The sequence below is a fragment of the Streptomyces sp. NPDC031426 genome (assembly GCF_055581585.1).
This window is the reverse complement of record NZ_JBVIJE010000011.1, coordinates 282,415-303,100: the sequence shown is the minus strand read 5'-3', so window position 1 is coordinate 303,100 and position 20,686 is coordinate 282,415. Positions and strand designations below refer to the sequence as shown.

Here is a 20,686-nt window from a genome sequence, read left to right as displayed (position 1 = left end):
AGGGTGCCGACTGCGCAGGGGGCGTCGGCTCCACAGCGGGTGCCGACTGCGCAGGGGGCGTCGGCTCCACAGCGGGTGCCGACTGCGCAGGGGGCGTCGGCTCCACAGCGGGTGCCGACTGCGCAGGGGGCGTTGGCTCCGCAGAGGGCGTCGAAGGGGCTGTGGGGACTGCCCAGGGGGCGGGCAGGTCGCGGGGGGCGGCTGCCTCGCGCAGGGCCGCCCAGCGCGAGACGCGCGCCAGGTCGTCGTGCCAGTCCGGGGGGAACGGGTCGTCGGTCGGGAGGAAGTCGTACAGCTCCTCTTCGTCCTCGCCGGGCACGGCCGCGGCGGAGGTCCGGCCCTTGCCGGGCTCCTTGCCTCTGGCTGATTCCTTGCCCTTGGCCTTGGCGGTCTCCTCGTCCTGACCCGCACTCTCCGCCTTGCCGGTGGTCTTCCCCGGTTCCTTCCGGTCCCCGGAGTTCCCCGTCCCCTGCGTCGGGATCTCCCCGTCCCAGCTGCGCCGGCCCCACAACCGCCAAGCCCGTACGGTCAGTGCCACCGGCGTGCCGAACAGCGCCGTCCACGCCCCCGCCGCTCCCCCGGTCTGCCACCACACCGGTCCGAAGCGGGCCAGCGCGGACACGCCCAGCGGGCCGCCGGCCAGGTCGGCGAGCAGGGCGAGGGCCGCCGCGCAGAGCGCCGCCGTCAGCAGCAGGACCCCCGCGGTACGCGCGGCCGACCAGCGGGCCGGTGCCGGTGCGCCCGACTCCGGGCGTGCTGCGGCCCCGCGCGCCACGAACCACCCCGCCGTCACCCCGGCCGCCACCGGCACCAGTCCCGCCGCCCAGTTCGGCGGCGCCCCGGCACCGGCGTCCGGCACCGCCGCCAGCAGGGGGAACGGCGGCAGCAGCGGGGCGGGGTCGGAGGCGAAGGGCTGCACCACATGCCCGACGCCGAGGAGGAAGCCGGGACCGAGGGCGTAGGACGCGGCCCACACCGCCGCGTTGGGGATCAGCGCGACGCCGAGCAGCAGCACCGCGAACCGTCCCGTCCATCCCTCCGTCAGCTGGACGAAGGACGCCCGCGCCGCCCCGCCGTGCCACACCAGTGACACCGCGACCAGCAGCGCCCCGCCGCCGAGGAACACCGCCGTGGCGGCACCGGTGGCCCGTACCGCCGTACCCAGCCGGGCGCGTTCGTCCCCGCCAAACACCAGCCGCCGCACCGACCCCGGCAGCACCACCAGCACCCTCAGCACCGGCTCGCGGGGACGGCCGTACGCCGACCACACCCCGGCCGCCGCCGAGACCGCCGCCACCAATGGCAGACATACCGTCACCCAGGGCCAGCTCGGCCGCAGTTCGCCGCCCGAGCAGTACAGCGCGAGCGCGCCGCCGGCGCCCAGGTAGCCGAGGACGACCCCCGTCCACACCGTGTGCGCCGGTACCGGCGGCGGGCCGTCGGCGTCGGCGGGCGCGTCGACCGCGTCCCTGGCCGCCCGGTACACCAGCCACACGGGCAGTACGAGCAGCAACAGCGGGGTCACCCCCACCGGCAGGGGCGCGCCGGAGAGCGTGTCGGTGCGGACCAGTTCGACGCCGTGAGCGAGCAGCCACAGCGCGTCGGCGACATGCAGCGCACCGCCCGGACCGCTGTCGGGATACGGCGAGCTGACCCACAGCACCATCACCAGCACGGCGAACGAGCCGAATCCGAGTCCGGCCGCGACGGCGCCGCCGAGCAGGCTCGCGGCCAGTCCGGGCTCGCGCTCCCGCATCCGGGTCAGCATGGGCGACAGGGACGGTCGGCGAGCGGTCATCGGGATCACGCCCGCCATGCTGCCAACGACACGCGCTTTCCCGTCGTAACAGGCAAACTTCCGTAGTGTCGCCCAATATACGTTTATGTTCTGTTTCGCACGGAAGGGCGCACGGTGACGACGACGCGGCACACCGCCGGCCCGCTGCCACCGCCGGAGGAACACCGGCGCCTGCGCCGGGCCCGGTCGATGAAGCGGGCCGACACTCCCGGCCCGCTGACGCCCGCTCAGGCCTTCGACACGCTGTACGCGTCCTGCGCGCCCGCCCTCGTACGCCAGACCTTTCTGCTCACCGGGCGCCGGGAGCTTGCTCGCGAGGCCGTGGCGTGGGCCTTCCAACGGGCCTGGCTGCGCTGGCCCGAGGTGGCCCGGGACCGGGATCCGGCCGGCTGGGTGCGGGCGACGGCGCATGACTGCGCGCTCTCTCCCTGGCACCGCTTCCGGCCCCGGTACCGGCACCCGGAGCCGCCGCCCACCGACCCGGCCGACCGGGCGCTGCTGGACGCCCTGCTGCAACTGCCGCCGGTGTACCGGCGCACGCTCGTCCTGTACGACGGTCTGGGCCTCGACCTGCCGGAAACGGCGGCGGAGACGGAGGCGAGCACACCGGCCGCCGCGAGCCGGCTGACCCACGCCCGCGAGGCGCTGGCCGCGCGGTTGCCGGAACTGGCCGACCCCGCCGAGCTGCATCGCCGGCTGCGGGCGCTGGCCTCGACCGAACCCTTGCGCGCGGCCGATCCGGAGCCGGTGCGGCGGGAGGGCGAACGGCGGAACGTGTTCTGGACGCGGGCGGCGATCGCGTTCACGGTGACGATCATCGGCGCGACGACGCTCACGGTGTGGTCGGCGCCGACGCACTATGAGGAGCCGATCGCTCCGGCGCAGGCGGTGCGGGGCGTTCCGCCGGTGGGGGTGTCGGGGCCGCTGTCGCGGGAGCAGCTGGCGTTGCGGACGAAGTTGCGGCAGGCGGAGGCCAAGGGGCCGGAACGGCTGGTCCCGGAGACGCGATGACCGCTGCCCGCCGCAGGGGTTCCGGCCGCTGCCGAGTGCGGGCCCGCCGTGGCTGGCCGCGCGGTTCCCCGCGGGCCTTCGGGGCGCTTGTGCGTCGTGAACGCCGGCAGGCCCGCCCCGGCGAACGGAACGGGCCTGCCGACAGTCAGCTGAGAAGCTCAGCCGCCCAGGATCTCGCGGGCGAGCTTCGCCGTCTCGGTCGGGGTCTTGCCGACCTTGACGCCCGCGGCCTCCAGGGCCTCCTTCTTGGCCTGTGCGGTGCCGGAGGAGCCGGAGACGATGGCGCCGGCGTGACCCATGGTCTTGCCCTCGGGCGCCGTGAAGCCCGCGACGTAGCCGACGACCGGCTTGGTCACGTTCTCCTTGATGAACGCGGCCGCGCGCTCCTCGGCGTCGCCACCGATCTCACCGATCATCACGATGAGCTCGGTCTCCGGGTCGTCCTGGAACGCGGCCAGGGCGTCGATGTGGGTGGAGCCGATGATCGGGTCGCCACCGATGCCGACGGCGGTCGAGAAGCCGATGTCACGCAGCTCGTACATCATCTGGTACGTCAGCGTGCCGGACTTCGACACCAGGCCGATGCGGCCCGGCTTGGTGATGTCGCCCGGGATGATGCCGACGTTCGACTGACCCGGGGTGATGATGCCGGGGCAGTTCGGGCCGATGATGCGGGTCTTGTTGCCCTTCTTGCCGGCGTACGCCCAGAAGGACGCCGTGTCGTGCACGGCGATGCCCTCGGTGATCACGACGGCCAGCGGGATCTCGGCGTCGATGGCCTCGACGACCGCGTCCTTGGTGAACTTCTCCGGCACGAAGATGACGGAGACGTTGGCGCCGGTCTTGTCGATGGCGTCCTTGACGGAGCCGAAGACGGGTACCTCGGTGCCGTCGAAGTCCACGGTCTGACCCGCCTTGCGCGGGTTCACGCCGCCCACGACGTTGGTGCCGTCACCGAGCATGAGCTTGGTGTGCTTCATGCCGGTGGAGCCGGTCATGCCCTGGACGATGACCTTGCTGTCCTTGTTGAGCCAGATAGCCATGGTGTGTTGGTGTCCTCGTCCTGAGTGCTTACTTGGCGGCGTGGGCCAGCTCGGCGGCCTTGTCGGCCGCGCCGTCCATGGTGTCGACGCGCTGGACCAGCGGGTGGTTGGCGTCGGTGAGGATCTGCCGGCCGAGCTCGGCGTTGTTGCCGTCGAGGCGGACGACGAGCGGCTTCTCGACCTTCTCGCCGCGGTCCTCAAGGAGCTTCAGGGCCTGCACGATGCCGTTGGCGACCTCGTCGCAGGCGGTGATGCCGCCGAAGACGTTCACGAAGACGGACTTGACGTCCGGGTCGCCCAGGATGATCTCCAGGCCGTTCGCCATCACCTGGGCGGAGGCGCCACCGCCGATGTCCAGGAAGTTGGCGGGCTTGACGTTGCCGTGCTTCTCACCGGCGTACGCGACGACGTCCAGGGTGCTCATGACGAGACCCGCGCCGTTGCCGATGATGCCGACCTCGCCGTCGAGCTTGACGTAGTTGAGGTTCTTCTCCTTGGCAGCGGCCTCGAGCGGGTTGGCCGCGGCCTTGTCGTGGAGCTCCTCGAACTCGGGGTGACGGAACTCGGCGTTGTCGTCGAGCGACACCTTGCCGTCGAGGGCGATGACCTCGCCGGAGGCGACCTTGGCCAGCGGGTTGACCTCGACCAGGAGGGCGTCCTCCTTGATGAAGGTATCCCACAGCTTGACCAGGACGTTCGCGACCTTGTCCGCGACCTCGGCCGGGAACTTGGCGGCCGCGACGATCTCGCGGGCCTTGGCCTCGTCCACACCGTCGATCGGGTCGATCGGCGTCTTGGCGACGGCCTCCGGGCGGGTGGCCGCCACCTCCTCGATCTCCATGCCGCCCTCGACGGAGGCGATGGAGAGGAAGGTGCGGTTGGCACGGTCGAGGAGGAAGGAGACGTAGTACTCCTCGATGATCTCCGGAGCGGTCTCGGCGATCATGACCTTGTGGACCGTGTGGCCCTTGATGTCCATGCCGAGGATGTCCGTCGCACGGGCGACGGCCTCGTCCGCGGAGGCGGCCAGCTTCACGCCACCGGCCTTGCCGCGACCACCGACCTTCACCTGCGCCTTGACGACGGACTTGCCGCCCAGACGCTCGGTGATCTCGCGCGCCGCCTCAGGCGTGTCGATGACTTCACCGGCCAGCACCGGTACATCGTGCTTGGCGAAGAGGTCCCTCGCCTGGTACTCGAACAGGTCCACGCGCTTCCGTCCCTATCAGTGATCTCGCGGTTCGTTGGATGCGTGGGCGTGCCGCGAAGGGCAACGTGACGTCCGCTTGTCACAAGGGGGGCGCACACGGTGTCCGAGCGCGCGGCATGTCCGTCTCGCAGGTTATCGCCGCTTGCGGGGGCTCCCTAAATCGAGGGTCACACCTGAGCGGTGATACCTGTCACATGATGCCGGGTTTGTTGGCACAGGGTGCCGTCGGATAGGGCGGATGGGTGGCTTCGGTGATCGGTGCTGGATCACTGGCTTCGGGGCATGTGCGAGGCCTCACCGGGCTGGGGTTGACCCGGTGAGGCCTCTGGGGCGGCCCCGGTGGTGCCGGGGCCGGGGCGGTTGATCCCCACCCCAATGGGGACCACCCGCCCGGGCCGCGGGGCCCCGGCCGGACGCGCCGACGGCATTCGGCCGTCCGGGGCCGGACACCCCACGGAGCGGTTGGGGGCACTCAGCCCTGGTGGCGGATGCCCGGTCCGGCGCCCGGCACGCCGTACCCCTCCTGGAGGTACGCCGGTACGGCGGCATGGGCGACCCCTTCGACCCCGCCGACGACATGCCCGGCGAGCGAGCCACCGGCGTCCCGGACCGTGCCGTGGACGTCGTGTGCGAACCCTCCGACCTGCCATCCGACCGGCTCGACCGCACCGGCGACCCCGCCCGCGAAGGGCGGCGCCTGGGCGGTCGTGCCCTCGGCGAAGGCTCCGGTCCGCGTGGTCACACCGTGCGCGAGCGGGGGTACGGCGCCGACGGCACCGCCGGCGAAGGGCTGGACGTCACCGGCCACGCCGTGGCCGAGGGTGCCCGCGTCCGCGACGGCCTGCCCGGCGACCGGCACGATCCCGTGCACGGCACCGGCGGCCACCGGCGGCAGCACCGCGTCCATGGCGTCCTGCCCGACGTGTCCGGACAGCCCGCCGGCGTATGCCGTCGCCCCCGCGGCCACCGGCCGTACGTCGCCCTGGGCTCCGGCAGCGATCCCCTGGACACCGGACACGGCGCCCTCGGCGGCCCCATACGCACCGGCGGCGGTGTGCGCGACGGTTCCGTACGCCCCCGACACGGCGGCCCCGGCGGTCCCGTACGCCCCCGACCTGGCGCCCTCGGCCGGCCCGTGCACCGCGGAGGCGGTGTACCGCGCGGTCCCGTACCCACCCGCCGCCGCATGCCCGGCCGTGCCCGGTACGCCCGTCACGGCCTGTCCGGCGACCGGCACCGCGCCGTTCACCGCCGCGGAGACCACCGGCGGAACCGCGGCGGCGGCCGTCTCCTCCACCACCGGCGTGACCGCGCCCGGCACGGCCCGCACCGTGCCGACGACCCGCTGCTCGGCACCCGCGGCCGTACCGGTGACATGTGCGGGCACACCCGCGACAGAGGCCTCGGCCGCGCCGGTCGCCTCGGCGGCCGTACCGCGCCCGACGGCCGCCGCACCCGCGGTCCGCCCCTGCGCGCCCGCGACGGTCCGCCGAACCGTCGTCCGTACGACGCCCTCGACACCCTGCGTCTTGGCACGGGCCGCCGCCTGCGTGGCCTGGAGCTTGGTCTGGGCGGCGGCCAGGGCCTCCTCGACCTCGGGGGCGAAGGAGGAGAGCGGGCCGAAGAGGTAGTCGATCTCGTCCTGGGGAGCGCCGTGGGGAACCGCCCGGAAGGCGTTCGAGGCGGCGTCCGCGGCCGTGTGTGCGACGTGGGCGGCATGGGCGACGTGGCCGTCGACGTGCGCGCCGTCGGTCTGAACGCGGGCCTGGACATGCGCCTGCCCCTGACGGGCCGCCTGAGCGCCCCTGACGGCCTCGGCGCCCCGGATCTTCGCGGCGGCCGGGACCTTGGCGTCGACATAGCGGCGGGCGTGGTCGGCGGTGCCGGTGGCGGCGGACGCCGTCGAGGTGAGCGAGGTGGAGGAGGCGGCCGGGGTGGCCGTGCCGGTCGTGCCGGTCAGGCCGGAGACGGTGTGGGAGACGGTGTTCTGAACGCCGGAGACGGTGTCGTGGACGCCGGTGAGGACGCCGTCGACCGTCCCGGCGACGCTGTCGGTGCCCGCGTCCGGCACGGTGACGGAGGTGGTGGACAGCTCATCGGCGCTGGCGGCGGCCGAGCCGAGCGCCCACGCGCCGGTCACACCGGCGGCTATCACGATCGAACGGCGGATGTTCTTGTTCATTGCGCGCGTCAAGTCCTTCGGAAACGGCCGGAATAGGCCGGAATCGGCTAGGGGTGCCGTCCGGAGACCGCTGAACGCCGGTCGCGGTGAACGCTTCGACGGCTGGCAGCGCTGATCGCTGAAAGGGGCCGGACGGACGGGGCAGACCTGTTCAGCCCCCGCTCGACAGGTCCGCGGCGGGGAGGTCGGCCCTGTTGCCTAGCCGGGGAAGACGGGAATGTCCCGGTGCCGGTCCCGGGTGCGGGGCGCGTCGACACCCGCGGTGGCGCCGGACGCGAGCCGTAGGGGCGCCCGGTCGTCGAAGGCGACGGCGTGCGCGTCGCCGTGGCGGGACGTGCTGCCGTCGGCGGCCTGCTTGCCGAGCACGCCGTCGGAGTCCCCGGTGGGCACCGGCCGGCCGGGGACGCCCAGGGCGGCGGCCCCGTGGCGCGCGAAGGTGTGCGCCACAGGCCGCGCCACGGCGGCGGCCTCCGGGCCGTACGGAGCGGCCGGCGCCGCTGCGCCGTCGGCCGTACGGCCCTGGGCACGGGCGTGCCGCTGCTTCTGCCGCTCCACGGAAACCGGCGCCGCCGTACCGCTGTGCCGCCGCGGGCCGGGCACCGTGGTCTTCGGCTCCGGCGTCAGCCGGACGGGCCCGTCCGAGACTTGAGTGAGGTCGGGCAGGGGCAGCGAGGGAGCCGCGGTCCGGGGCTGATCGACCACGGCTTGGGCGACCGTGGTCTCGACGGTCTCCAGGGTCTCGACGGTCCGCGAAACGGCGGGGAGCACGTCGTGTGCGGGCGTGACGGCCTGTTCGGCGGTGTGGACCTGGCCGGCAACCCGCTCGGCCACCGCGCGAACCGCCCGCACCGCCGGTACGGCCCGCGCCGCCCGTACCGGGTCATCGTGCCCGGCGATCCCCACGGACCGCACCGGCGTCGCCCACGTCGGCACCGGGGTCCCGTCGGCCGCGTGCGCCTGTTCGCCGCAGAGGAAACCCAGCGCGAACAGCCCGCCCACCAGCAGCACGAGTTGAAGCACACGCCGCCCGGCCGCCGTACGCAGTGCGCGCACGGCGGTACCTAGGAGGGCTGCTGGGAAGGTCAAGGAGCTGAACATCCTCGGCTCGGTACGACGTGGGCTCCGCCGATACTTGCACGGCCCGCCCGAGGCCGCGCAAGCCCGGTGTTACCGATAGGCAGTCATGTCCCTTTTACTGCCCCTTTCACGCCTGGCGTCACACAGTGTCCGGTATCGGCAACGGCCGCTTCTCCAGCGCGGCGGCCATGACTTCGGGGAACAGGTCGGGCGTGCAGGCGAAGGCCGGCGCGCCGAGCGCGGCGAGCGCGGCCGCGTGCTCCCGGTCGTACGCCGGCGCGCCCTCGTCCGACAGCGCCAGCAGCGCCACGAACTGCACGCCGGACGCCTTCATCGCCGCCACCCGCTTGAGCATCTCATCGCGGATGCCGCCCTCGTAGAGATCGCTGATCAGCACGACCACGGTCTCGGCGGGCCGGGTGATCTGTGACTGGCAGTAGGCCAGCGCCCGGTTGATGTCCGTGCCGCCGCCGAGCTGGGTGCCGAAGAGGACGTCGACCGGGTCGTCCAACTCGTCGGTGAGGTCGACCACCGCCGTGTCGAAGACGACCAGCCGGGTGCCGATCGACCGCATGGAGGCGAGGACCGCGCCGAACACGGACGCGTACACAACGGACGCGGCCATCGATCCGGACTGGTCGATGCAGAGGATGACCTCCTTCTTCACGGACTGGGCGGCCCGCCCGTATCCGACGAGCCGTTCCGGCACGATCGTGCGGTACTCGGGCAGGTAGTGCTTGAGGTTGGCCGCGATGGTGCGGTTCCAGTCGATGTCGTGGTGGCGCGGGCGGCTGATCCGCGCGCTGCGGTCGAGGGCGCCGGTGAGCGTGGCCCGCGTCCGGTTCGCGAGCCGCTTCTCCAGGTCCTCTACGACCTTGCGCACGACCGCGCGTGCCGTCTCCTTCGTCGTCTCCGGCATCGCCTTGTTCAGCGAGAGCAGCGTGCCGACCAGGTGCACGTCCGCCTCCACCGCTTCCAGCATCTCCGGCCCCAGCAGCAGGGAGGCGAGACCGAGCCGGTCGATGGCGTCGCGCTGCATGACCTGGACGACGGAGGAGGGGAAGTAGGCGCGGATGTCCCCGAGCCACCGCGCCACGGACGGCGCCGAGGCCCCGAGCCCCGCCGAACGCTCCCGTCCCGCCTGCGGCTTGTCCCCCCTGCCGTAGAGCGCGGCCAGCGTCCCGTCCATCGCCGCGTCCCGCCCGGACAGCGCACACCCGGTGCCGTCGGCCTGCTCCCCACCGAGCACCAGCCGCCACCGCCGCAACCGCTCCCGCGCCAGGTCCTCCACCTCCGACGACACCGATCCGCTCGTCATGCCCCCACCCCCGCAAGGCTGTTGTCCTCGGTCACGTCCCACCCACCGGCGCCGCACCCACCGGCGCCGCACCCGCTTGTGCCGCACGGGCTTGTGCCGCACGGGCTCGTGTCGCACCGGCACGTGTCACACCCGCTAGTGCCGGACGCGCTCGTGTTGCGCCCAGTCGTGTCACACCCGGTCGTGACTCGCTCGGCGACCGCCGGCTCGGGCGGCGCCGGCTCGGGTTTCTCCTGCCCATCCGTCCCGCGCCCGGCCGGCCGCCGGACGTCGCGGACGGTCGGTCCAGGCTGGGCGGGCTCCCGCTGGGCCAAGGTGCGCTCGCGCGGTTCTCGCCGGGCCGGAGCGCACTCGGCCGGATCAGGCTCGGCCTGTTCTCGCCGGGCCGGGTCACCTTCGGCCGGGTCGGCCAGACCGAGCAGCAGGCGCAGCACCGGCAGTACGGCGTCGGCGCGCCGGAGGTCCGGTTCGGCGGCGAAGCCGGGCGTCATGGGCCCGTGGGCCGCCCGGCCGGCTGCAGCTCCGGGGCCACGCCGGACCAGTTCGCCGAGCGTTCTGCGCACCCCGGGCTCATACGCCGCGAACGTACGGCGCAGCAGCGGCAGTACGTCCGTGAACGCCTCCGCCGAGACACCGGTCAGCCAGCTGTCCACCAGACCGAGCAGCCGCCCGTCGTGCACCAGCAGTAGTCCGCCTCCGCCGCCGACGAAGCCCTCGATCCAGGCGGCGGCGTCGGCGGGCGGAGTCCCCGGCGACAGCGCGAGCCCCATCAGCCGCGCCGCCTCATCGGCCCCCAACTCACCGTCGTCCAACAGCAACCGCACCGCCCGCCCCCGCAACACACCGGGCACGCTGTCCCGCAACGACAAGGTCCGCAGCACCGCTCGCCAACGGCCGCGCAGATCATCGTGCCCGGCACGGAGAACGGCACCGCCAGCCACGCCGGGGCCGCCGGCACCCGCTCCCCCACCGGCACCACCACCCGCGTCCACACCGACACCCGCACGCCCGCCCGCGCCCGAACCCGGGCCCCCACTGCCGGCCCCCACCGCGGCCAGCGTCTCCGCCAGCAACCCCACCGCCGTGTGCACGGCGTCCACATGACCGCGCATCTCCTCCGCCGCGTCCGTGTCGAGCGCGGCGCACGCCGGGGGCAGGCCGACGAAGATGCGTTCGGCGAGGCCCGCGGCGACGTCGGCCAGCGCACCGGTGTCGGTGCCGCGCACGTCGCCGTAGCGCAAGGAGCGGACGAGGGCGGGCAGGGCCTGGGCGAGGTGGCCCACGTCGGCGTCGAGCGCGGCCCGGTCGGCGAGGACCCGCATGACGACGGGCAGGGCGTCCGGCAGCCCGGCCAGCAGACACTGCTCCGCGAGCGCGGTGACATCGGCGAGGGTGCGCGCGGCCGTCGCGTCCGCCTCGGCCCTGGCCTGCGCCGCGCCCAGTACGGTCGTCCCCCACACGCCCGCCTCGGCCACCCGCACCGACAACTCCGGCTCCCAGCGCAGCCGCCACGTCTCCCGGAACGTGCCCGTACTCCCCCGAGACCGCGTGGGCTCGCCCCAGCCGACGCCGAGCAGCCGGAGCCGGTGCAGCAGCCTGCTGCGGCCGGCATCGGTGTCACCCCGCAGGTCCAGCTCCAGTTCGCGCTCCAGTGCCTCGGGTTTGAGCCGCAGCGAGCGCTGTTGCCGGGCCAGGTCGCGCTGGAGCGGCACCGCCGGCGCCGACTCCGGCACCTCTCCCAGGACGTCCCCGACTACCAACCGGTCGTGCACCAGGGCCAGCGGCACGTCCGAGCCGTCGCCCATCACCGCACGCACCGCGTCGGTGGTCTCGCTCAAGCCCGGCAGCGGGCGCCCGCGCAGTGCCGCCAGGGTCTCGGCGAGCCGGACGGCCTCGATGACATGGGCGGAGGACACGATCCGGTCCTCCTCGCGCAGCAGCCGCGCCACCTTCGTCAGCCACCGCTCGACCGGGCGGTCGGGAGCGTGGAACAGATGGCCGTACCAGCCCGGCGAGTCGATGCCCGCGCCGTACCCGCTGGACCGGGCGAGCCTGCGGTGGGTCCAGGGCACCCAGGTCAGGTCCGCCTTGACCCTGGGCAGCCCCTTCAGCAGGGACCGGTCGGCGGTGACGGTGGTCTTCTCGCGCAGCGCGGGCACATGCCAGGCCCCGCAGACCACGGCCACCTCGTCGCCGAACTCCTTGCGCGCGGCGCGCAGCCGGAGCCGCATGTGCGCCTCGCGGACCAGGTCCCGGGAGTGCCCGCCGACGCCGTACCGCTCGCGGAGTGCGCCCATCGCCTCCTCCAGCGCGGCGAAGGGGGCGAAGGGGTCCCGCTCCCCCGGGCCCCGGTGCTCGACCACGTCCTCCCACCAGCGCTCGGGGTCGTCGTACCCGGCCGCCTCGGCGAGCACCGCGAGCGGGTCGATCCGGGCCTGCTCGCGAACGTCCTGAGCCTCGTCGCCGTCCCGAGAGCCCTCGGCGGCCTGTGGCCCGTCGTCCTGCTGAGGCTCACCAGCGTCCTGCGGCCCGCGGCCTTCCTGAGACTCAGCGGCGCCCTGCGTGTCTCCCGCACTCCCCTCGGCACCTGTCCCCGTGGCCGGTTCCTCTCCGGACCCCTCAGGAGGCGCCTCTCGCTCCCACGCGAGCGTGTGCGCGGCCGGCAGGTCGATGAAGTGGGCGGGGACGCCGTGTTCCAGGGCCCAGCGGATCGCCACCCATTCGGGGCTGAACTCGGCGAAGGGCCAGAACGCCGAGCGGCCTGGCTCGTCCACGGCATGGGCGAGCAGGGCCACCGGGGGGCGCAGGTCCGGGTCGGCGGCCAGCGGAATCAGCGCGTCGGCCTCGGGCGGGCCCTCGATCAGGACGGCCGCGGGCTGAGCCGCGTCCAGGGCGCCGCGCACCGCGCGGGCGGAGCCCGGGCCGTGGTGCCGCACGCCCAGCAGAAGCGGTCCGGAGGCGTCGGCCTTGGGCCAGCGGGTGTCGTCGGTCATGCGCTCACCTCCCGGCACGCGCGGTAGAAGTCCGTCCAGCCCTCGCGCTCGCGCACGACCGTCTCCAGGTACTCCTGCCAGACGACCCGGTCACCCGCCGGGTCGCGCACGACGGCGCCGAGGATGCCCGCGGCGACGTCGCCCGGGCGCAGCACGCCGTCGCCGAAGTGCGCGGACAGGGCGAGGCCGCCCGTGACGACGGAGATCGCCTCGGCCGTGGACAGCGTGCCGCTGGGCGACTTCAGCTTGGTGCGGCCGTCGGCGGTGATGCCGTCGCGCAGCTCGCGGAAGACGGTCACGACCCGGCGGATCTCCTCGATGCCGTCGGGCGCGGCCGGCAGGTCGAGGGAGCGGCCGATCTGCTCGACCCTGCGGGTGACGATGTCGACCTCGACGTCGGCGCTCTCCGGCAGCGGCAGCACCACCGTGTTGAAGCGGCGACGCAGCGCGCTGGAGAGGTCGTTGACCCCTCTGTCCCGGTCGTTGGCGGTGGCGATGAGGTTGAACCCGCGGACCGCCTGGACCTCCTGGCCCAACTCCGGGACGGGCAGGGTCTTCTCGGACAGGATCGTGATCAGGGAGTCCTGCACGTCGGCCGGGATCCGGGTCAGCTCCTCCACCCGGGCCGTCATGCCCTCGGCCATGGCGCGCATGACGGGGCTGGGCACGAGGGCGTCGCGGCTCGGTCCGTGCGCGAGCAGCTGCGCGTAGTTCCAGCCGTACCGGATCGCCTCCTCCGGGGTGCCGGCGGTGCCCTGCACCAGCAGGGTGGAGTCACCGCTGACGGCGGCCGCCAGGTGCTCCGACACCCAGGTCTTGGCGGTGCCGGGCACGCCGAGCAGGAGCAGGGCGCGGTCGGTGGCGAGGGTGGTGACGGCGACCTCGACGATCCGGCGCGGGCCCACGTACTTGGGTGTGATCACCGTGCCGTCCGGCAGGGTGCCGCCGAGCAGGTACGTCGCCACCGCCCACGGCGACAGCTTCCAGCGGGCCGGGCGCGGGCGGTCGTCCTGCGCGGCGAGTGCGGCGAGTTCGGCGGCGAAGGCGTGCTCGGCGTGCGGGCGCAGCGCCTGTGCGCTCTCGGCCGCGCCCTCGCCGTCGGTCGGTTCGGCGGTCGTCGGTCGTACGGACGCAGACGCAGACGTGGCAGACGCAGACATGGCTGACATGGCTGAGGCCCCCTCCAGCTCGGCCGGTTCGAATCTGGCATCCACCGTGCACCACGCCACTGACAATCGCTCTGACCTGCACAAACGCCCACACCGGACGGATTGTCAGTGGTGGGACCTACCGTCGGAGACATGACTGAGCAGGGGGTGCGCTGGACCGCGGAGCAGGTGCTGTCACTGGCGCCTGACGCCGCGTCACGCAAAGCGGGAGGCAAGCTCGGCACGGCCGGTCCGTGGTCCGAGGCGGGAAGCAGAGAGGGGACGGTGTGGGGGCTGTGCAAGGGCAGCGGCAGCAGGCCGTACCAGACGGTGGTCGATCTCGCCGACGCGGCCGGACCGGCGTACAAGTGCAGTTGTCCGAGCCGTAAGTTCCCGTGCAAGCACGCGCTCGGACTGCTGCTGCTCTGGGCGGGCGGCGACGGCTCGGTGCCGGAGTCCGCGGCGCCGCCGGACTGGGCCGAGCAGTGGCTCGCGGGCAGACGCAGGCGCACGGAGAGCAAACAGGGCCGCAGCGAGGGGAGTTCCGGGAGCGGGTCCGCCGATCCGGAGGCGGCCCGGCGGCGGGCCGAGCGCCGGGCCGAGCGGGTGGCAGCGGGTGCGACGGAGCTGGAGCAGCGCCTCGCGGACCTGCTCCGCAGCGGCCTGGCCGCGGCCGAGCAGGCGGGGTACGGCCTGTGGGACGAGACGGCGGCCCGCATGGTCGACGCCCAGGCTCCCGGACTTGCGGCCCGGGTCAGGGAGTTGGGGGCGATGCCGGCATCGGGCGCGGGCTGGCCGGCCCGGTTGCTGGAGGAGTGCGCGCTGCTGCACCTGCTCGACCAGGGCTGGCTGCGCCGCGACCGGCTGTCGGACGCCCTCGCGGCCACGGTCCGCTCCCGGCTGGGCCTGCCCGCCACGGCGGACGGCGCGCCGCTCCGCGACCGCTGGCTGGTCCTCGCCCAGTACGACACGGTGGACCCGAAACTGACGACCCGCCGCATATGGCTGCACGGTTTCTCCTCGGGCCGCACCCGGCTCCTGCTGTCCTACGGCGCGGCCGGCCGGGCTCCGGAGCTGTCCCTGCCGGTCGGGCTGGCCCTGGACGCTGAGCTGTCCGCCTATCCGGGGGCGGGCCAGTCCCGGTCCGCCCTGGGCGAGCGGTTCGCCCCTCCCGCCCCGGCCGCGTTCCGCCCACCGGGCACGAGCACGGCCGAGGCGGCGGCCCGGTACGGCGAGGCGCTGCGCGACGACCCCTGGCTGGAGTCCGTCCCGGTGACGCTGGACCGGGTGATACCGGTTCCGGACGGCGACCAGTGGCAGTTGGCCGACGCCGACACGGACTCCGCCCTGCCGCTCACCCGGGCCGCCCGCTCCCGCCCCGGCCTGTGGCGGCTGGTCGCCCTGTCCGGCGGCGCCCCGGTCAAGGTCTTCGGCGAGTGCGGCCACCGCGGCTTCACCCCGCTCACGGCTTGGGACGGCACGGGCGAGGCGGTGCCCCTGTGCTGACCGGTCTGCCGGCAGAACGCCGGCGCGCCCCGGCGCACCGAGCCGAACCAACGGCACATTCGCGCACACCGAGCCGAGCGCCTGCCACCGACCGACCCACCAGGACAGCACCGGCGCCTTCAGGCACGCCCGTCCCAGAAGGCACCGCCAACCGATCCGCCAGGACAGAGCCGGCGCCTTCAGACGCACCCGGCCGAAGCGACACCACCAACCGACCCGCCAGAACCGCGCCGACACCTCCAACCACGCCCGGCCGGCTGAGCCCGCACCGTCGAGCCGGCCGGCCTGCCGGAAGTCACCGGCACCCCTCGGACAGGCGCAGGGAAGGGAACGCGATGAATGGGACGACGACCCCGGCCGACGTGGACGCCACGGCCGCGGCAAGCTCCTGGGAAGACCTGGTGACCACCGCTCTTCTCGGCACCGACCGGCGCCCCGCCGCGTACGCCGGGTCCGGCCGGGAGGCACCCCTGGCGCTGCTCGACGAGGCCGCCGTGGCGACCGTACGGCGGCGGGCCGGGCTGCGGCCCGCGCGGGCGGCGCGCCGACCGGATCCGGCACCCGAGGATCCGCGTCCGGCCTTGCCCGCCGCGGCGGCCCGCAGACTCACCACGCTGCTGGCCGACCGTTCCGGCGGCGGAGGCGGCGGCCGCCGGGGCAGCTCCCCGGACCTCATGGAACTGCTCCCGCAGTGGCTGGCGTCGGCCAACGCGCATGGATACGCGGCGCCTGCGCAGACGCTGCCCGCCCTGCTGGACGCGGCGCGGGGCCGTACGGACCTGCGCCCGGCGGCGCTGGAGTTCGCGGGCCCGCGGGCGCTGTGGCTGGCCCGGCTGAACACGGACTGGCGCTTCGCGCTGCGCGCGGCCCCCGGCGGCGGCGCCACGCTGCCCGACCCCGGCGACAGGGAGGCGGTGGGCAGGCTGTGGCAGGAGGGGCTGTTCGCCGAGCGGGTCGCCCTGCTGGGCGCGCTGCGCGCCGGTACGCCCGGGCTCGCGCGCGAGCTGCTCATGTCGACCTGGCCGACCGAGCGGGCGGAGGACCGGCTGATGTTCCTCGACTCGCTGCGCACCGGCCTGTCGGCTGCGGACGAGCCGTTCCTGGAGCAGGCGTTGGGTGACCGCAGCCGCAATGTGCGGGCGACGGCGGCCGAACTGCTGTCGGGGCTGCCCGCTTCGGCGCTCGCCGCACGCATGGCCGTACGGGCCGCGGCATGTGTGGCGCTCGACCGCACGGGGAACCCGCCGGCGATCGTGGTGGAGGCGCCGGTCGAGTGCGACTCCGGCATGGAGCGCGACGGTGTGGTGGCCACACCTCCCGCAGGCAGAGGGGAACGATCATGGTGGCTGGGACAGTTGGTGGAAGCCGCTCCGCTCCGCACCTGGCCGGCACGGCTCGGTGGACGGACGGCGGAGCAGATCGTGGCGCTGCCGGTGACGGACGGCTGGCAGGGCGAGCTGCACGCGGCCTGGTGCCGGGCGGCGGTGCGGCAGCGGGACGCCGGGTGGTCGAGGGCACTGCTCGGCTCACCGTCGGCGCCGGAGGCCGGCGGCCCGGGCGCGGTGTCGCTGGCGGAACGCGCGAAGCTGCTGGCCACGCTGGACACGGCGGAACGAGCCGCGTGGGTGGCCGGGTTCATCGCCACACATGGGCTGTCGGAGGCGTTCCAGCTGCTCGGGGTGTGCGCGGTGCCCTGGGCCGCGCCACTGGGCCGGGCGGTCGTGGACGCGCTCAACATCGCGCGGGACGCGGGCAGTTACCCATGGAGCTTCAGCGGGGTGATGGGGCTCGCCGAGCGCTGCCTGGACCCCGCGGAGGTCACCCGGCTGGAGGCGCTGCTGGCGATACCCGACGAACGGGAGGACGCCGCGCCGGGAGCCGGAGGTTACTGGGCGGAGGCGTTCCAGCGGCTGGTGACCACGCTGCGGCTGCGGGCGGACATGGCGCAGGAACTGACCCCGGTCAGCCCGCACAGCCCGTCCGGAGCTTGAGGACGAGGCCGTTCAACCCGAAGCAGGGCTCCGGGGGCGACGGCCCACAGGGACACCGGCCGCCCGCTCGCCGAACAGCCGGTCCGACCGCCGGACATGGCCGTCCAACCGCCGGACGCGGTCGCTCAGCCTCCGGACGCGGCAGGCTGACGGGCGTTCTCCCGCACCCACTCCACGATCGACGCAGTCGTCGCGCCCGGTGTGAAGATCTCCGCGACGCCCTTCTCCTTCAGCGGCGGGATGTCCTCGTCCGGGATGATGCCGCCGCCGAAGACGAGGATGTCCTCGGCCTCGCGCTCCTTGAGCAGGTCGATCACCGCGGCGAACAGCGTGTTGTGCGCGCCGGAGAGGATGGACAGGCCGATCGCGTCGGCGTCCTCCTGGATGGCGGTGTCCACGATCTGTTCCGGCGTCTGGTGGAGCCCCGTGTAGATGACCTCCATGCCGGCGTCGCGCAGGGCACGCGCGATGACCTTGGCCCCCCGATCGTGGCCGTCGAGCCCCGGCTTGGCGACCACCACGCGGATCGGACCCGCTGCCACACCCATCACTGCCTCCATCAAACGACCACGGAAGCGATCGCTTCCGTCCGTAACGACAAGTACCGCACTTTTGGCGCGGTCCGCCACCCGTCGCGAAGTGAACGAACGTTATCTCCAGCATCCCGCAACCGGCAGTTTTACGGTGCGCGGCGAGGGGGAAATCACATGGTGGGACATGAGGGCACACGGGGGATCGAGCCGTCCTCCGGTGTGCCGACAGGAGGTCGGCCCATGAAGGTCACCGGGGTACTGCCGCTCTTTCTCCCGTTCTGCCGGCGCCTGTGGCCCGGCAGACTCGCCGGAATCTCCGTGGCGCTGCTGAAGGCGACCGCCCTGGAGGCCGCGATCCTGGCCTGCCATCTCCTGCTGTATCCGACCGGCCTCACCCAGGAGCGCCGCGCCCCTTTTCTGCCCGCCGGCGACGGCACCGCCCGGCTGCCGGTCCGCTCCGGCCCGCCGGTGGTGCTGTTGCACGGTTTCATCGACAACCGCTCGGTGTTCCTGCTGCTGCGCCGCAACCTCGCGCAGCACGGCGGGCAGCGGGTCGTATCGCTCAATTACTCCCCGCTGACCTGCGACATCCGCGCCGCCGCCGAGTTGCTCGGCCGGCACGTCGAGGAGATCTGCGAGCGCACCGGCAGCGACCAGGTCGACATCGTGGGGCACAGCCTCGGCGGGCTGATCGCCCGCTATTACGTGCAGTGTCTGGGCGGTGACCTGCGGGTGCGCATCCTCGTCACGCTGGGTACACCGCACTCGGGGACCAGTGCGGCACCTTTGGCCAACGCCCATCCCATCGTGCGCCAGATGCGGCCCGGTTCGGGGGTGATCGAGGAGCTGGCCCGGCCCGCGCCCGGCTGCCGTACCCGGTTCGTCAGCTTCTGGAGTGACCTGGACTCCGTGATGGTGCCGCTGGAGACGGCCTGCCTGGAGCACCCCGACCTCGACGCGCAGAACGTCCGGGTGACCGGCATCGGACATCTCGCCCTGCCCGTGCATCCCGCCGTCGCGGCCGGGATACGCGAGGCCCTCGACTCCCCGCACGCCGGGGACCGGGTCGCCGACGGTCTCACGGTGGCGTGATCTGTCCGGCATCGGAGTGACGCACAGGTGACGAACAGTCACCGCACATCGAACACCAATCGAACTCTCGGCCAAACTCGTGTCCTGCGCCCCCCGAAACGCCGCCGAATGCCCGTTTCCGGCGGGCGCGAAACCAGCCGAAGATTGTCGCGTCCAGGTACCGGCGGGTACAGTCACCGCACTGCTCTGGCAGCCCCTGTTGTCGAGGCGAAAGAGAAGTTGGTGAACGACCGTCACCCGTCGGGGACCATGACCACCCCGGCCCCGGCTTCAGACGCCTCCGCCGCGCACTACGCGCCGTACGGGACGCATGGAGCCCCCTACGGCGACTTCACCACGTACGGCGGCTACGAGGCCACCGGTTTTCCGGACGGCACCGGCACCTTCGCCACCGACCCGCTCTTCGGCAGCCTGCCCGGCGAGCAGAGCACCGGCGCGTACGACAGCACGCAGTGGCAGACCGGCCAGACCCCGAACTACGACCCGTACGCGGCCCAGCACCACGCCGCCTACGACTCCGGCGTCTACGACTCCACCGCCTGGACGATCCCCGCCCAGGCGACGGGCAACGACATCAGCGGCCAGTGGGACGCGAGCGCCTGGCTGCAGCCCGACCAGTCCGGGATCGCCCAGCCGACCCAGCAATGGGCGTGGGGTACCCAGACCTTCGAGTCGGGTACCTTCGACGCCACACAGTGGAATTCCGGCGGCCAGGCCACGCCAGTGGAGGCCGAGCAGCCTGCCGAACCGTTCGGCCAGCAGGCCACCGCCACCTTCGACCAGGTCGGCGACCCGCACGCGACCGGCGCCTTCCCGCAGGTTCCGTACGGGCAGACCCCGTACGAGGACGAGGTCCCCTACGACGAGGTCCCCTACGAGGACACCGCCTTCGACGAACAGCAGGTCGGGGACGACGCGTCGGGCACCGCGGGTGAACAGGCCGCCGCCGAGCTGCTGGACGACCAGGAGGACATCGCGCCGACGCCCCGCGCCGGCTCGCGCAGCGCCGGGCGCTCCCGCCGGCGTACGACCGCCAAGCGCTCCGCGCTGCTCACCATCGCCGTCCCCTCGGTCTGTGTGATGGGCGTCGCCGGGATCGCCGCCGCCTCGGTCGGCGCGCTGACCGACAACGGACACGACACCACGGCCTCCGCCTCGGACACGCACGCGGTCAAGGCCTCGGTCGCCAACAGCAAGCTGGACACCCAGCTCAACACCCTGTCCGCGGGCGCCCATGACTTCGCCGACCGGGCGAGCCGGACGCAGGAGCGGATCGACCTCAAGAACCAGCAGGAACTGGAGCAGAAGAAGGCCGCTGCGGCGGCCGCGCTCAAGGAGCGGCTGCGCCCCAAGTTCGTGCTGCCGGTCACGCAGAAGGGGCTCAGCGCCTACTTCGGCCAGGCGGGGGTGAACTGGATGTCCGTGCACACGGGCATCGACTTCCCGGTGTCGTACGGCACCACGGTGATGGCCGCGACCGACGGCGTCGTCTCCACCAAGTGGAACAGCGCCTACGGCAACATGATGATCGTGACGGCGAAGGACGGCACGCAGACCTGGTACTGCCATCTGTCCAGCTACCGCGTCGCCTCCGGGACGTCCGTCAAGGCCGGCGAGCCGATCGCCTACTCCGGCAACTCCGGCAACTCCACCGGCCCGCACCTGCACTTCGAGGTGCGGCCCGCGGGCGGGGCGGCCATAGACCCGCTGCCGTGGCTGCGGAGCCACGGGCTCGACCCGACGTAGAGCCCGGGGACTTTCGCCCCCAGACCCCCTACGGCTTC

The 20,686-nt window shown here is 73.6% G+C and carries 13 protein-coding genes and 1 pseudogene; 5 read left to right on the top strand and 9 right to left on the bottom strand.

Annotated features, from left to right (window positions below):
• Positions 1-1,816, bottom strand: a 1,816-nt coding sequence (locus tag ACZ5NH_RS24790) for a cell division protein PerM (protein WP_468778140.1), incomplete at its 3' end; no start/stop codon positions are given.
• A 171-nt stretch (positions 1,817-1,987) separates the two neighbouring features.
• Between ACZ5NH_RS24790 and ACZ5NH_RS24785 the strand changes: the two genes are divergently transcribed.
• Positions 1,988-2,809, top strand: coding sequence for an RNA polymerase sigma factor (locus ACZ5NH_RS24785; protein ID WP_468778186.1), 822 nt, complete (start codon positions 1,988-1,990; stop codon positions 2,807-2,809).
• A 158-nt stretch (positions 2,810-2,967) separates the two neighbouring features.
• Here ACZ5NH_RS24785 and sucD read toward each other — a convergent pair whose 3' ends face one another.
• The 7 genes and pseudogenes from sucD to ACZ5NH_RS24750 form a co-directional block, all read right to left on the bottom strand.
• Positions 2,968-3,852 (bottom strand): succinate--CoA ligase subunit alpha, encoded by an 885-nt coding sequence (gene sucD / locus ACZ5NH_RS24780; RefSeq protein WP_388619817.1) that lies wholly within the window; start codon positions 3,850-3,852, stop codon positions 2,968-2,970.
• A gap of 28 nt (positions 3,853-3,880) precedes the next feature.
• Complete coding sequence (gene sucC / locus ACZ5NH_RS24775; protein ID WP_388619815.1) at positions 3,881-5,062, bottom strand: ADP-forming succinate--CoA ligase subunit beta; 1,182 nt, start codon at positions 5,060-5,062, stop codon at positions 3,881-3,883.
• Between the two features lie 472 nt (positions 5,063-5,534).
• The gene (locus ACZ5NH_RS24770; protein ID WP_468778137.1) at positions 5,535-7,244 is read right to left on the bottom strand and encodes a hypothetical protein; all 1,710 of its coding nucleotides are present in this window, start codon (positions 7,242-7,244) and stop codon (positions 5,535-5,537) included.
• A 198-nt stretch (positions 7,245-7,442) separates the two neighbouring features.
• Entirely contained in the window at positions 7,443-8,330 is an 888-nt protein-coding gene (locus ACZ5NH_RS24765; protein WP_468778136.1) for a hypothetical protein, read from the bottom strand.
• Positions 8,331-8,460: 130 nt separating this feature from the next.
• Positions 8,461-9,639 (bottom strand): VWA domain-containing protein, encoded by a 1,179-nt coding sequence (locus ACZ5NH_RS24760; protein WP_468778134.1) that lies wholly within the window; start codon positions 9,637-9,639, stop codon positions 8,461-8,463.
• Positions 9,640-10,043: 404 nt separating this feature from the next.
• Positions 10,044-12,632: pseudogene (locus tag ACZ5NH_RS24755) on the bottom strand (DUF5682 family protein); the annotation flags it as partial.
• Positions 12,629-13,792, bottom strand: coding sequence for an ATP-binding protein (locus tag ACZ5NH_RS24750; protein ID WP_468778133.1), 1,164 nt, complete (start codon positions 13,790-13,792; stop codon positions 12,629-12,631). The pseudogene ACZ5NH_RS24755 and the gene ACZ5NH_RS24750, both read right to left, overlap by 4 nt.
• Positions 13,793-13,933: 141 nt before the next feature.
• On the opposite strand from ACZ5NH_RS24750, the gene ACZ5NH_RS24745 reads away from it, so the two are divergent.
• Positions 13,934-15,286, top strand: coding sequence for an SWIM zinc finger family protein (locus ACZ5NH_RS24745; protein WP_468778131.1), 1,353 nt, complete (start codon positions 13,934-13,936; stop codon positions 15,284-15,286).
• A gap of 335 nt (positions 15,287-15,621) precedes the next feature.
• Positions 15,622-17,277, top strand: coding sequence for a DUF5691 domain-containing protein (locus ACZ5NH_RS24740; RefSeq protein ID WP_468778129.1), 1,656 nt, complete (start codon positions 15,622-15,624; stop codon positions 17,275-17,277).
• A 125-nt stretch (positions 17,278-17,402) separates the two neighbouring features.
• Here the strand turns inward: ACZ5NH_RS24740 and ACZ5NH_RS24735 are convergent, their stop codons facing one another.
• A complete protein-coding gene (locus tag ACZ5NH_RS24735; RefSeq protein ID WP_468778127.1) occupies positions 17,403-17,825 on the bottom strand; it encodes a cobalamin B12-binding domain-containing protein in 423 nt (140 codons plus the stop codon).
• 225 nt (positions 17,826-18,050) lie between these two features.
• On the opposite strand from ACZ5NH_RS24735, the gene ACZ5NH_RS24730 reads away from it, so the two are divergent.
• Positions 18,051-18,902, top strand: coding sequence for an esterase/lipase family protein (locus ACZ5NH_RS24730; protein WP_388619798.1), 852 nt, complete (start codon positions 18,051-18,053; stop codon positions 18,900-18,902).
• 222 nt (positions 18,903-19,124) lie between these two features.
• Positions 19,125-20,648: a M23 family metallopeptidase gene (locus tag ACZ5NH_RS24725; protein WP_468778126.1), complete on the top strand. Its 1,524-nt coding sequence runs from the start codon at positions 19,125-19,127 to the stop codon at positions 20,646-20,648.
• Positions 20,649-20,686: the final 38 nt, after the last annotated feature.

Bases quoted from the DNA above. Each gene is read 5' to 3' on its own strand.
- ACZ5NH_RS24735 (WP_468778127.1), bottom strand. From the start codon at position 17,825: ATGGGTGTGGCAGCGGGTCCGATCCGCGTGGTGGTCGCCAAGCCGGGG.
- ACZ5NH_RS24745 (WP_468778131.1), top strand. From the start codon at position 13,934: ATGACTGAGCAGGGGGTGCGCTGGACCGCGGAGCAGGTGCTGTCACTG.
- ACZ5NH_RS24750 (WP_468778133.1), bottom strand. From the start codon at position 13,792: ATGTCTGCGTCTGCCACGTCTGCGTCTGCGTCCGTACGACCGACGACC.
- ACZ5NH_RS24770 (WP_468778137.1), bottom strand. From the start codon at position 7,244: ATGAACAAGAACATCCGCCGTTCGATCGTGATAGCCGCCGGTGTGACC.
- ACZ5NH_RS24730 (WP_388619798.1), top strand. From the start codon at position 18,051: ATGAAGGTCACCGGGGTACTGCCGCTCTTTCTCCCGTTCTGCCGGCGC.
- sucD (WP_388619817.1), bottom strand. From the start codon at position 3,852: ATGGCTATCTGGCTCAACAAGGACAGCAAGGTCATCGTCCAGGGCATG.
- ACZ5NH_RS24785 (WP_468778186.1), top strand. From the start codon at position 1,988: ATGAAGCGGGCCGACACTCCCGGCCCGCTGACGCCCGCTCAGGCCTTC.
- ACZ5NH_RS24740 (WP_468778129.1), top strand. From the start codon at position 15,622: ATGAATGGGACGACGACCCCGGCCGACGTGGACGCCACGGCCGCGGCA.
- ACZ5NH_RS24760 (WP_468778134.1), bottom strand. From the start codon at position 9,639: ATGACGAGCGGATCGGTGTCGTCGGAGGTGGAGGACCTGGCGCGGGAG.